This window comes from Collimonas sp. NPDC087041 (genome assembly GCF_044745265.1).
In the GTDB taxonomy this organism is placed as follows: Bacteria; Pseudomonadota; Gammaproteobacteria; order Burkholderiales; family Burkholderiaceae_D; genus Collimonas.
In genome coordinates this window covers 60583-73380 of sequence record NZ_JBIUZX010000003.1, presented here as the reverse complement: position 1 = coordinate 73380, position 12798 = coordinate 60583, and the positions used below count along the sequence as shown (strand labels likewise).

Annotated in this window: 9 protein-coding genes; 4 read left to right on the top strand and 5 right to left on the bottom strand. The window is 56.2% G+C overall.

Annotated elements, in window-relative coordinates; all coding sequences use genetic code 11:
- Positions 1-122 precede the first annotated feature (122 nt).
- A complete protein-coding gene (locus ACIPF8_RS06175) occupies positions 123-1445 on the bottom strand; it encodes a carbohydrate-binding protein (protein WP_400418385.1) in 1323 nt (440 codons plus the stop codon).
- 604 nt (positions 1446-2049) lie between these two features.
- On the opposite strand from ACIPF8_RS06175, the gene ACIPF8_RS06170 reads away from it, so the two are divergent.
- Complete coding sequence (locus ACIPF8_RS06170; protein ID WP_400418383.1) at positions 2050-3447, top strand: amino acid permease; 1398 nt, start codon at positions 2050-2052, stop codon at positions 3445-3447.
- Positions 3448-4069: 622 nt separating this feature from the next.
- Positions 4070-4459, top strand: a complete 390-nt coding sequence (locus ACIPF8_RS06165) for a hypothetical protein (protein ID WP_400418380.1) — start codon at positions 4070-4072, stop codon at positions 4457-4459.
- Positions 4460-4640: 181 nt separating this feature from the next.
- On the opposite strand, the gene ACIPF8_RS06160 is transcribed toward ACIPF8_RS06165, so the two are convergent.
- The 3 genes from ACIPF8_RS06160 to argA form a co-directional block, all read right to left on the bottom strand.
- Entirely contained in the window at positions 4641-7400 is a 2760-nt protein-coding gene (locus tag ACIPF8_RS06160) for a M16 family metallopeptidase (protein WP_400418377.1), read from the bottom strand.
- A gap of 187 nt (positions 7401-7587) precedes the next feature.
- Positions 7588-7860: an oxidative damage protection protein gene (locus ACIPF8_RS06155; RefSeq protein WP_061938913.1), complete on the bottom strand. Its 273-nt coding sequence runs from the start codon at positions 7858-7860 to the stop codon at positions 7588-7590.
- Between the two features lie 109 nt (positions 7861-7969).
- A complete protein-coding gene (gene argA / locus ACIPF8_RS06150) occupies positions 7970-9280 on the bottom strand; it encodes an amino-acid N-acetyltransferase (RefSeq protein WP_400418373.1) in 1311 nt (436 codons plus the stop codon).
- A gap of 219 nt (positions 9281-9499) precedes the next feature.
- Here argA and ACIPF8_RS06145 point away from each other — a divergent pair, with 219 nt between their 5' ends.
- Positions 9500-10003, top strand: a complete 504-nt coding sequence (locus ACIPF8_RS06145) for a hypothetical protein (protein ID WP_400418370.1) — start codon at positions 9500-9502, stop codon at positions 10001-10003.
- Between the two features lie 22 nt (positions 10004-10025).
- Here the strand turns inward: ACIPF8_RS06145 and ACIPF8_RS06140 are convergent, their stop codons facing one another.
- Positions 10026-10379 (bottom strand): copper-binding protein, encoded by a 354-nt coding sequence (locus tag ACIPF8_RS06140; protein WP_400418367.1) that lies wholly within the window; start codon positions 10377-10379, stop codon positions 10026-10028.
- A 525-nt stretch (positions 10380-10904) separates the two neighbouring features.
- On the opposite strand from ACIPF8_RS06140, the gene ACIPF8_RS06135 reads away from it, so the two are divergent.
- Positions 10905-11942 carry a cupin-like domain-containing protein gene (locus ACIPF8_RS06135; protein ID WP_400418364.1) on the top strand — a complete coding sequence of 346 codons (1038 nt, stop codon included), beginning with the start codon at positions 10905-10907 and terminating at the stop codon, positions 11940-11942.
- Positions 11943-12798 lie beyond the last annotated feature (856 nt).

Sequence of the window (12798 nt, the reverse complement as noted above, 5' to 3'; positions counted from 1 at the left end):
TCGTTCCGCGTGGGCACAAGTGCCCACCCTACCAGTTCTAGCAAGTAAAAATGCCGTTCAGTCTTCACTGAACGGCATTTTCTCTTACGGCCGGCTATTGTTTTACTTGGCAGGGCCTTACTTTACAAACCCAACTTGGAAATGAAGGCATTGGTAAAGCCCAATGTACCTGCCGTACCGTAGGTATTGCAGGTCGGCGATGCCGATCCCGGTGCGCAGTCGTTGTCGCGATCGAAGGACCAGAAGTGGATACCCGCCAGGCCGTTCTGCTGGGCGAAGCTGGTCAGCGTGGCGACGTCGGCGATCGTGAAAGTTTCATTGGCCGAATCGTTACCGCCGATCATTGGGGTGACCTCAATCTGGTTGTACGGCACACCATATTGGTTGTGCAGGTCAACCGCCGATTGCACCGCCGATGCGCCCATGTCGCAGGCGCCGCTGCTGTTGGTCAGGCAATTGCCGCCGGCTGGGCTACCGTAATCCATCGCCATCAGGTTGATGTAGTACTTGGTCAGGCCATAGGTCTTGATCGCCTGCATGACTTCGACACCGTAGTAACCCAGGCTAGGCGATACATTGCCGCCCAGCGTCGCCAGTGTGAAACTGAAGCGCAGGTTCGGGTAGACCTTTTGTGCTGCGACCACGCGTTGCACTAGGTTGTTGATGTCGTCCTGGGTCTGGCCTGCTTCGATATCGAAATCGACGCCGATCATGTTCGCCGAATAGTAGGTCTTGATGAAGTTCTGGAAGGCGGCATCGGTGGTGCAGGTGAACGAACCTGCGGCGCCGCCGGTGGAGACGATGTATTTCTTGCCGGCGGTGACGAACGGCTGCACGTTGGCGGCGGCAAATTGCGAGCCCGATACGCCGCCCCAGGTTTCACTGCCGCAGGCGCCGGTGGCAAAGGCCCAGGTCAATGTCGTGAGTTTGGCTGGCAAGGCACTCAACACTGGCTGCGCGCTACCGGTCACGGCCGTGCTCATGACATAGGTATTCCAGTTCAGATTGATATTGCCGTCTTTGTATGGACTGAAGACAAATCCTGCTGGGGTTGGAGTTGGTGTTGGTGTTGGGGTAGGCGTTGGTGTCGGGGTGGGAGTTGGCGTAGGCGTCGGAGTGGGCGTTGGAGTCGGTGTACCGCAGTTGGCCACAATGGTCCACGGTTGGCCGCTACCACTGCCGCCGTTGTTGGTAGATGGGTTATTCCCTTGGGTCCACCAGTTGGCCACGTAGTTGACGCCGTTGTAGCTGACGGTAGCGCCGCCTGTATAGGCGACCGAGGCATCCCAGGCGGCGTAGCAGGCAATCGCTGCTGCTTTCGATACCGCCTGCTTGGCGCTGGCGTCAGCGGCAGCACCGGAACCCGATGCATCGCCGCCGCCGCACGCCGTAATCGCGCCGCATGAAAGGGTGATGGCAAGTCCCTTGGCAAATTTTGAATTCAATTTTTTCTCCTGAGTAGATTGGTCGAGCGACACGGGATGGAGCGCTGTCGATGTGCACTTGCTGTTGGATGCTGCTGTTCTGCGATGTGAACCAACTGCTGAAATCCGGGGCGTGTTGCTGATCGGCGGCCGCACGCCTTCTTCTTACTCATCTTCGTTATTTCCATATGGAAATATTGAATTAGGGGAACTTTAAGAGCGCAAAAAGTGGCTGTCAATCTGTATCTAACTGGTATTGCTATATTAAATTTGTGGTCTCACTTTGGTGTGCTAAAAGGTTTCATAACTTATTGTTTATATTGATTTTTATATAAATTGAACAGACTGTTTTTTGACAAGTGGACTGGTCGCATTTTTTGCGATCGGGAACGGAAGTTTCAGCTGATCTGGAAGAAAAAGTTGAATCCCGGACTGCTGCGAGGGCAGTGATTGGAGCGGATCGGGGCGGGCCGGCTTGGCCTGCCGACGGCCGTTTTTCGGGCTGGCAGGCGGCGGCAAGTATAATCCTTGCCTTTTTCATCATTTTCCCGGTTTGGCAGGGGAAACGCCGCCCATGATTCATTTGTGGAATCGCGGTGTCATTGTTTTCAAAGGAAGTTGTTTCATGAGTTTATTTCGTACCAAGGACCTGGATAAAATGATTCTGTCCAGCCGCACCAATACCGGTCTGCAGCGCACGCTTGGCGCCATGGACCTGACCTTGCTGGGTGTCGGCGCAATTGTCGGCACCGGCATCTTCGTTCTCACCGGCACCGGCGCACTGTTGGCGGGGCCAGGCTTGGCGCTGTCGTTTGTGCTGGCAGCGATCGCTTGCGGCTTCGCCGCGCTGTGCTACGCCGAGTTTTCGTCGACAGTGCCGGTGTCCGGCTCGATCTACACCTACAGTTACGCGACGATGGGGGAAATCGTCGCCTGGATCATCGGTTGGGATTTGATGCTGGAATATGGCTTGGCGACATCGGCCGTGTCGGTCGGCTGGTCGGGCTACATGCAGTCGCTGCTGTCCGGCTTTGGCATCGCCTTGCCGACAGCCTTGACCGCGGCGCCGGGCGCGGTGCCTGGGGTCACTACCTGGTTCAATCTGCCTGCCTTCTGCATCTTGCTGGTGATCACTGCGCTGCTGTCGATCGGCATCCGCGAATCGGCGCGCGCCAACAACATCATGGTCTTCATCAAGGTAGCGGTGGTGCTGCTGTTCATCGCCGTCGGCGTCGGCCATGTGCAGCCGGCCAACTGGCAGCCATACCTGCCGTTCGGCTTTAACGGTGTCTTCAATGCTGCGGCGATCGTGTTCTTTGCCTTCATCGGCTTCGATGCGGTGACTTCCGCCGCCGAGGAAGTCAAGAATCCGGCGCGCGCGCTGCCGATCGGGATTATCGCGTCGCTGGCAGTTTGCGCGTTGTTGTATGTGGCGGTGGCGGCGATCATGACCGGCATCGTGCCGTTCGAGAAATTTGCCGGGGTCGATCATCCTGTCTCGCTGGCCTTGCAATATGCAGGTGAAAACTGGGTGGCGGGTTTTGTCGATCTGGGAGCGATCATCGGCATGACGACGGTGATCCTGGTGATGACCTACGGCCAGACTCGCATCTTGTTTGCCATGTCGCGCGATGGTTTGTTGCCGAAGAAGCTGTCGAGCATTCATCCGCGTTTTGCTACGCCGTTCTTTACTACCTGGCTGGTGGGTATCGTGTTTGCCTTTATTGCGGCGCTGATTCCGTTGAACATCCTGGCGGAGCTGATCAACATCGGTACGCTGATGGCGTTTTCGTTGATTGCGGTGGCGGTGCTGGTGTTGCGCAAGACACGGCCTGATTTGCCGCGGGCGTTTCGTTGCCCGGGGGTGCCGTTTGTGCCGGTGGCGGCGATTGGGTTTTGTGTCTTCCTGATGTGCCATTTGCAGGCGGTGACGTGGATTGCGTTCTTGTGCTGGCTGGCGATCGGATTTGCGGTGTATTTTGGTTATGCGCGGCGGCGTTCGTTGTTGCATCCAAATAAATAGCGTGGGGTGGGTAATTTCGCGCACGTGCCGTTGAGGTGTTTGAGCGTTCAAATCTCAAAGGATGCGTTCGCCGCACACCGAATACGCAGTTAAATGGGGGGCAGAGTTTTTTTCACGGCTTTTTGCGAAAATTACTCTGGCCCCTTTTAACGGGCCACGGAGGAAGTGTGGTGGCAAATCTACGATGTACGATCGTCGTTACTTAATGCGGTCACAACTCCGTGGAAGCTAGCCGGGGGTCGCCCGGCAGCTACTCACTTTCTTTGCTTCGCCCCTAGCCGGGCGCCCGAAAGTAAGCAAAGAAAGGCGATCGCACAGCCGTTGCCCGCCGTTGGCGGGTCCCCAAATGAGCCGCGCGCCAGTCGGATGGGACACAAACTCGCTGCGCTCAAACATGTGTCCCATAATTCCCGACTGTCACCCGACTCATTTGGCAACGTCAGCATGCGAAAAGTCAAAAGCAACGGCAACGTCAAAACCAACATCAAAACCAACATCAAAACCAACATCAAAACCAACATCAAAACCAAAACCAACACCGAGAAGTTAAATGGGGTCGGAGTTTTTTTTCGCGGCCTTTTGCGAAAATTACTCTGACCCCATTTAACGGACCACGGAGTAGGTGCTGTGGCGCATCAGTCTTGTTCGTCCGACGTTACTTAAAACGGTTACTACTCCGTGGAGGCTTGCCGGGAGCGGCCCGGCAGCCGCTCACTTTTTGCTTCGCCAAAAAGTAAGCAAAAAGGCGATCGCACAGCCGTTGCCCGCCTTCGGCGGGTCCCCAAATGAGCCGCGCGCCAGTCGGATGGGACACAAACTCGCTGCGCTCAAACATGTGTCCCATAATTCCCGACTGTCACCCGTCTCATTTGGCAACGTCAGCATGCGAAAAGTCAAAAGCAACGGCAACGTCAAAAGCAACGGCAACGTAAAAAGCAACATCAAAACCAACACCGAGAAGTTAAATGGGGTCAGAGTTTTTTTTCGCGGTCTTTTGCGAAAATTACTCTGACCCCTTTTAACGGACTACGGAGTACGTGCGGTGGTGCATCTGCAATAAACAGTCCTCGTTACTTAATGCCGCTGTCAGTCCGATGGCTTCCTGCTGTTTGCGGATTCCAAAAGAAAAAGCCGCTGTCGTGTTCGCGAATTACATTGCGAACATGACAGCGGCTTTTTTGGTTTGCCCTGTTTTACGGCTTGGTCGTTGCTACTGCATTTGCTTTTGCCTTGGCTTCGTCACGCACGATGACTACGCTCAGTTGGCTTGGGTCGATGCGTTTGCGGAAGGCTTCGTTGACTTGGTCCAGCGTGAGGGCGCTGATCTTGTCTTCGATTTGCTTGCTCCAGGCGAACGTGCGATCCAGGTCCAGCAGTCTGGCCCAGCCGGCGCTGAGGGCGCTGTCTTGCGAGCGGGAACGCTGGTTTTCCTGCAGGATGCCGGATTTGGCGCGGGCCAGTTCGTCGGCGCTGAAACCGTCCTTGATCACCCGGGCCAGTTCTTCCTTGACCGCCTGGTCGACCTTGTCCAGGTTTTGCGGCGCCGAGATGGCTTGTATCGAGAAGCGGGCGGCGCGGCTGATGGCGCTGATGTCGAGCGACGAACCGATGCCGTACGACAGGCCTTCCTTCTGACGCACACGATCAACCAGGCGCGATTTCAGGCCGGCTCCGCCGAACAGGTAGTTGGCAACCATCATGGCCGGATAATCGGCATCGTCGTCGCGCATGTCGAGGTTCTGGCGGGCTACGTAAAAGCCGTTTTCCTTATCCGGCGAATTGAGCACCTTCTGCATCGGCGCGACATCGAAGTTATGGCGGATCACGCGCGCGTATGGCGCAGCGCTTTGCCATGTGCCGAATTCATCCTGGACCACCTTGGTGACGGCGGCAACGTCGAAATCGCCAACGATCGCCAATTCGCCTTGCGAGGCGCCGTAGAAGTCATGATGGAAGGCGCTGACATCGGCCAGCGAGGTCGCATTGATGCTGGCGATCTGCTGGTCCACGCTCTGCGCCGCCAGCCAATGACCTTGCGGGTATTGGTTGAAGTGGGCAGCGATGGCTTCCGAGGCGAGCGTGCTCGGCTCATTGCGTGACGCTTCCAGTCCGACCAGGACTTCCTTGCGCATCCGTTCGAATTCAGCGGGATCGAAGCGCGGGTGCTTGAGTACGCTGGCGACCAGTTGCAGCGCTGCCGGCAGATTGCTGCGGGTGGTCTGGAACTGCGTCAGGCTACCGCTGATCTTGAGTTTGGAAAACTCGTCGGCCAGTTGTTCGCGGGTCAGCGTGCTGCTGCCGCGCATCAGCATGGCGTCGGCCAGTTCGGATGCGGTCTTCTTGCCGAACAGGCTCTTTTCATCGCCCCACAGCAGATCCAGCTTGACCGAAACGGTTTCGCCGCGGGTTTTCTTCGGCAGCAATGCCAGTTTCAATCCGCCTATCTTGGTGCGCTGGGTGCGGGCATCGATATTCGCTTGCGACGGATCAAAAGCTTCACCGTCGGCGATGGCTTGCTGCGGTTTGTATTCCTTCAGTACTTCAGCCACGTTTGGCGCCGCTGGTACATCGGCGCGTTGCGGCTGGTCTTCCGGCAAGAACATGCCAACCGTGCGGTTATCCCGCGTGAAGTAGTGCGCAGCAGCTGCGGCGACTTGTTCCGAAGTGACCTTGTTCGAGCGATCGCGGCCCAGGAACAACAGGCGCCAGTCACCCAGCGCGATGGTGCTGGACATGGCAACGCCGACTTTCTGGTGATCGTTCAGCAGCTTTTCGAAACCGTTGGCGTTGGCCAGGCGCACCCTTTCCATTTCTTCCGGAGTAGGCGGGGTCTTGGCGAATTGCTCGACGCCGTCGATCAGCGCCTGGCGTACCGGTTCAATCGGTTCGCCTTTCTTGACCACGGCGGCGATGATTTCCAAACCAGGCGCATAACCCGTCATTTCATAATTGAACACCGCTGTGGCCTTGCCGGTTTCAACCAGTGACTTATGCAGGCGGCCGTTGGGCGTATCAGCCAGGATGGTGCCAGCGTAGGACAGCGCATCGCTGTCTGGATGCAACTCGCTCGGGATCTTGTAGGCCACCGCGACAATCTGCACATCTCCCTGGCGGCGCACGGTGACGCTGCGTTCGCCGTCCTGGGTCGGTTCGACAGTCCAGAAATCGCGCATCTTGCGGGTCGGCTTTGGCATCTTGCCGAACGCCTGGTTGACCCACGCCAGGGTCTTGGCCGGATCAAACTTGCCGGCGATCAGCAGCACGGCATTGTCCGGCTGGTAGTAGGTTTTATAGAAGGCTTGCAGGTTCTCGATCTTGACGTTTTCGATATCGCTGCGGTTGCCGATAGTTGGCTTGCCGTAGTTGTGCCAATCGTAGGCGACGCCTTGCAAGCGCTTGATCAGCACGCCGAACGGCGAGTTCTCGCCTTGTTCATATTCGTTGCGGACCACCGTCATTTCGCTATCCAGGTCTTTCCTGGCGATGAACGAATGCAGCATGCGGTCGGCTTCCATGTCGATCGCCCATTTCAGGTTGTCGTCGCCGGCCTGGAAGATCTCGAAGTAGTTGGTGCGATCCATATTGGTGGTGCCGTTGAACGACATGCCACGCTGGCTGAAGTCCTTTGGAATCGACGGATGCTTAGGCGTGCCCTTGAACATCAAGTGTTCAAGCAGATGCGCCATGCCGGTTTCGCCGTAGTTCTCGAAGCGCGAACCGACCAGGTAGGTCATGTTGACCGTCACTGTGGGTTTCGACGAATCCGGAAACAACAATACCTTGAAGCCGTTGGCGAACTGATATTCAGTGATGCCTTCAGCGGATGGGCCTTGGGTGACGCCGGCCGGGAGTGTAGTGGCGGCTTCCGTAAAGCCGGTGAAGCCGATGCTGCAGGTGGCTGCCAGCAAGCAGGACAGCAGCCGATTAGACCATTGACGACGGAATAGATGCATGTAATTTCCGATCTGTTGATGTTTGGATGAACGCAATCTATCGAACAATTTGCCGAACGATTACCAGTTACCACTTGTGTCGAGAGGGGCGTGCAGGGCTGAAGCCAGATGCTGCCGCCGGACAAGACAAGTATTGCTTATTTTGCCACAGCGGTAGCCGGGAAGGGAGATGATGAAGCGGAACGACTTATTCGGTCGGTGGAACGTAGCCGGTGGCGGCATCGGCACCGTCGCCGAAGAAATGCTTTTCCATTTGCACCGCCAGGTATTTGCGGGCGCGCACGTCGGCCAGGTTCAGGCGGTTTTCATTGACCAGCATGGTCTGATGCTTGAGCCAGCCAGCCCAGGCTTCCTTGGAGACGCTCTCATAGATGCGTTTGCCCAACTCGCCCGGATACGGCGGGAAGTCGAGGCCTTCCGCTTCTTTGTCGAGTTTGATGCAGTGAATGGTGCGTGCCATGGTTTTTCCTTGTAGATGTGCGAGTCCGATGTATTGCTTGGACTCAGTTTTAAGATTGCGGTTGCCGCCAACAGCGGCACCGCAAATTCGTTATACGGCCTGGTATGGATTACAGCGTCTTGATCAATACCAGCGATTTCCGTTGCCAGTTGTACATGTGCTGGCGATCCTTCGGCAGGTCATCGACCGTGGCATGGACGAAGCCGCGTCGCAGGAACCAGTGCGAGGTGCGGGTGGTCAGCACGAACAGTTTGGTGAAACCGGCTGCGCGCGCGCGGCTTTCCATGTGCTTCAGGATACGCTCGCCGTCGCCTTGCGCCTGCACTTCCGGATTGACAGTCAGGCAGGCCATTTCGGCCATTTTTTCTGCCGGGAACGGATACAGCGCCGCGCAGCCGAAGATCACGCCATCATGCTCGATCACCGAGAAGTAATGGATTTCACGCTCGATCAATTCGCGGCCGCGCTTGACCAGGGTGCCGTCGTTTTCCAGCGGCTCGATCAGTTTGAGGATGCCGCCGACGTCTTCAATCGTCGCTTCGCGCAGGCTTTCCAGGTTTTCGTATGAAATCATGGTGCCCACGCCATCGTGGGTGAACAATTCCAACAGCACCGAGCCATCGGTGGCGAACGGCACCACGTGGGCGCGCGGCACGCCGGCGTTACAGGCCTTGATCGCGTGTTGCAGGTAGAAGGCCGAATCGGCCGGCAGGCAGCCGCTGTCCAGCACGGCTTGCGCCTGGTGCGACGACAGTTCGCGGATTTCGGTATCGCCGGCATCTTTCATCAGCGGTGTTTCGCTGATGAAGATCAGTTTCTCGGCGCGCAGCGAAATCGCCGCCGCCACCGCCACGTCTTCCATGGTCAGGTTGAAGGCTTCGCCGGTTGGCGAGAAGCCCAGCGGCGACAGCAGCACCAGGCCACCAGCGTTCAGAATCGGGTGGATGGTGTCGTAGTCGATCTTGCGCACCACGCCGGTCAGTTGCAGATCGGCGCCATCGATCACGCCCAGTGGACGGGCGGTGACAAAGTTGCCAGAAATGATACGAATCGCCGCATGCGCCATCGGCGTGTTCGGCAAGCCCTGGCTGAATGCAGCTTCGATATCCAGGCGCAATTCGCCGGCCGCTTCCTTGGCGCACTCCAGCGCCGCGGTATCGGTAATGCGCAAGCCATTGTGGAAGCGCGCTTCGACGTTACGCAACGCCAGCTGTTCTTCAACCTGTGGTCGTGAGCCGTGCACAATCACGACTTTGATGCCGAGGGCATGCAACAGCGACAAGTCCTGCGCCAGCACCGGCAGCGCGCCGGCGGTGACCAGTTCGCCCGGAAAGGCGACCACAAAGGTCTTGCCCCGGAAGGCATGGATATACGGTGCGACCGAGCGCAGCCATTCTACGAATTCATTGGGATTTTCCATGCCGCTCATTATATACAGGACACCATACCGGCTGCACGGATTCAGCGATTTACGGGCAGTTTTATCGCCGGCGTCGCGAGTGAACGACAAGTTGGAAACGATTGTGGCACTTCATGCAGACCGCTGACCGGCTCGGACCGCTGTGCGGACGGCACTTCAAGTGCGAAAAACGTCGTGAAATGGGAGCCGTAGCGTCGACCGCAATGCGATAATCCGGCCATGATAAATACGATTACCATTGAATTCGAGCCAGCCGACGTGCGGCAGCTGCTGCAACATGCAAATGCGGCCACCGAGCACCTGCCGTGCATGGGCGATCAATTCGTCGCCAAATATTACGAAGGCGGCAAGATCATCACCAAAAATGACTGGCCCGATGTCAGCCAGATCGATCTCACCCGGATTCCGCCGGCGCTGTTCCTGGTCAACGATTCATTCTTGATGAGCAACGGCATCAATCCGCAGGAAGCCGTCGCCTGCATTTACAAGAACGGCCACGTTCCTTCCGAACAGCAGAATGAAAGCGATGCGTTTGCACTGGGCTCCGAGGAGCTGCCGACCGTAACCCGGATACTGGCCCGCGATTTTGACGGCATCGAGAGCGCACGCAAAGTCCGTATTACCTTCCTGCACGATCCGCGCAAGGGACCGGTGGTCTCGCTCGAACTGGTGGATGACCTGCGCGAGACGCCAGACATCCGGATCGTCAATCGGCGACCCTAACGCCAATTCTTCAAACGCTTGCTTATTGCGCCTCAGCCAGTTCCAGGCTGACAATCGTCAGTTGGCCATCGACCTTGTCAATGGCAAACCGTACCTTGTCGCCGGCCTTGAACTGTTCCAGCATGCCGGGATCGCCGGCCTTGAACAGCATGGTCATGGCGGGGATCTCGAAGTTGGGGATTTCTTCGTGCTTGATGGTGATCTTGCCGCTGCTCGCGTCGACTTTGCGGATTTCACCAGAGACCATCGGCAGGGCGTTCTGATCGGCCGGTGTGGTCTGCATGTCGGTGGCGTCGCTGGCGCGCGCCAGGTTGCTGAGTGGCAGACCGATGATCAATGTGGTGATAATGACGATTATTTGCAGATACTGTTGCATGGTCAGGTCCTTTCGAGCTGCGCGATTGCATTCGCGCTATTGAGACGGCATGGGATTTTTCCAGGATATAAAGTTGAAGGTGTGGGCGAACCGGCGCTAATCAAGCGCTGCTCCTTGCTAAAGCCTAGCCTGCCGCCAGAAACCGATAGTCGATCACCGTGGAAAAAAAGTACCGGCTTTTTACAGCTCGTTACGAAATGCAAAAATGACATTTTTTTGAAATGTTCGCCTGATGTCCGGTTCGCCCCGACGTCAGCCGCCGGCAAATCACGACCAGTCCACTTGTCGCAAACCGGTTTCAGACGCGCGCAAATAAATCCATGTAAACAACGTGTTGGATGGAACTGGACAGACCCTTTGCAGATCGGGGAACGTACTCGGCAAGACCACTTTGATACTGATTGACATCCACTTTCGGCGCTCTTACAGTGCGCTTGACTGCTCATTTCCATTTGGCAATAAATTCAGCGAGACGCGGTCGCGTACGGTTTCTGCGCGCGTCCATGCAATTACGGAGACAACTTCATGAAGCAGGTTGAGCGTAGCCGCAGCATCATCAATGACGACTGGCGTCGTTGGATTGGCGAGAATCTGGTGCTGGGCGCCAGTCCGCAAAGTCTGTCCGATATATTGATCGCCAATGGCGTGAGGCGGGAAGAGGCGGAACGGGAAGTGCGGATGGCATTCAGCAGTCCCTATCTGCAAGGCGCAAGCCTTGCGGAAAAGCGTCTCCAGAACCGCTTGAAAAAGCATGACTGGGTTCTAGATATCTACCGCACATTGAATCGCCAGACGCCCGACAGTAATCTGATTGAACGCCGCCATCAATTATCGCGCGACGAGTTCTATCGCCAATATTATTTATTGAATAAACCGGTGATCATCACCGGCATGCTGGACGACTGGCCGGCCATGACGAAATGGAATTTCGATTTCTTTCGCACGCATTTCGGCGAGCGCGAAGTTGAAGTGCAAATGGGGCGCTCGCGGGATGCCAACTACGAGATCAATTGCACCCAGCATAAACACAAGATGTGCTTGAGCGCTTATCTGGAAATGATCGAAGGCGCGCAGGAGAGCAATGATTTCTACATGACGGCCAACAATTCCTCAGCCAATCGACAAGCCTTGGCAGAGTTATGGCAAGACATCGGGCGCCTCCCGGAATACCTGAGGCCGGATTCGCCGGACGACGGTTTCCTGTGGCTGGGGCCGAAGGGCACGCGAACGCCGTTTCATCATGACCTGACCAATAACTTCATGGCTCAGGTGATTGGCCGCAAGCGCATCAAGTTGATCCCGGCTTGCGAAGTTGCGTATGTCTACAACCATCAACATTGCTACACGCCGCTCGACGGCCATGCCATCGATTACGAGCGCTTTCCGCTGATGCGCAATGTGCAGGTCCTTGACTGCGAACTGGCGCCCGGCGAACTGCTGTTTCTTCCGGTTGGGTGCTGGCACTACGTGGAAGGGTTGGACGCCAGTGTGACGGTGTCGCTGATTAACTTCCTGCCCGAGAATGACTACAGCAAGTTTTACTCAACCTATGCTGAGTTGTAGATCGTAAGCCGGCGCCAGGCAGCATGCGCTGCTGCCGGTTTCTCCGGACTTCCAAAGTGAAAACGCCCGAGTGGCGTTTTTCATATCTAGGGCCTGTTAGCATTTAATTTGGGAGTGCGAACGCGCGGCAGGCGTTGCGTGCCTAGGCGCAGCGACGCGACGTAGCCGTGCTACGGCAAGGAGCTGCAACAACGGCATGCGACGCCTGCAGCCGTTCCCGGAGGGTTCAAGCCAAACCGTGCGCTGGCCGCGTTGCATGGCTTGTTGGGGCACCAGCCCCAACTGCCCAACACGCCTTGCCACCACACGTTTTGGCTTGAACGCATCTCCCAAATTAAGTGCTAACAGGCCCTAAGACCACTTGATGAAAATAATATAAATGGTATTGCACCGGCCTGGTGCGGCGCTTTTTTACTTTGCCGGCAGCGCTGGATTTCATTTCAGTCGCCTGTGAAAAAAAGGAAATTTGAAGTTGATTTTTATTGCTGCACGGAATTAATTTCGATATGAAAAATTTCTTCTAACTTTAAAATTACTGGCATTTTTAAGCCGAAATTTCTGACGTTTGCGCAAGTGGTATTACACCTCCGGATAATTTTTTAAACCACTTGACGACCATATTTGCTCACCGCATTCTCAGCCCTGCTGAAGGTTCAATGAACGCATAAGAGATTCAGCTAGGAGTACGCAGACGCTGGCCGGATTTGCAGAAAATTGGCGCGGGTGCGACAGGGATCACAAGAGGCAAACGTTCGCTAGTCTTGCGCGTCCTTGTGGGCGGCAGTTCCATACCTGCCCGGCATGCCTGTTTTCATCCTCATATCCCGACTTGTTTCGCGTACATCATTTTTTGTTT

What these genes read in the sequence shown, in the direction of transcription:
- ACIPF8_RS06170 (WP_400418383.1), top strand. Translation starts at nt 2,050, where the DNA reads ATGAGTTTATTTCGTACCAAGGACCTGGATAAAATGATTCTGTCCAGC.
- ACIPF8_RS06160 (WP_400418377.1), bottom strand. Translation starts at nt 7,400, where the DNA reads ATGCATCTATTCCGTCGTCAATGGTCTAATCGGCTGCTGTCCTGCTTG.
- ACIPF8_RS06155 (WP_061938913.1), bottom strand. Translation starts at nt 7,860, where the DNA reads ATGGCACGCACCATTCACTGCATCAAACTCGACAAAGAAGCGGAAGGC.
- argA (WP_400418373.1), bottom strand. Translation starts at nt 9,280, where the DNA reads ATGGAAAATCCCAATGAATTCGTAGAATGGCTGCGCTCGGTCGCACCG.
- ACIPF8_RS06145 (WP_400418370.1), top strand. Translation starts at nt 9,500, where the DNA reads ATGATAAATACGATTACCATTGAATTCGAGCCAGCCGACGTGCGGCAG.
- ACIPF8_RS06140 (WP_400418367.1), bottom strand. Translation starts at nt 10,379, where the DNA reads ATGCAACAGTATCTGCAAATAATCGTCATTATCACCACATTGATCATC.
- ACIPF8_RS06135 (WP_400418364.1), top strand. Translation starts at nt 10,905, where the DNA reads ATGAAGCAGGTTGAGCGTAGCCGCAGCATCATCAATGACGACTGGCGT.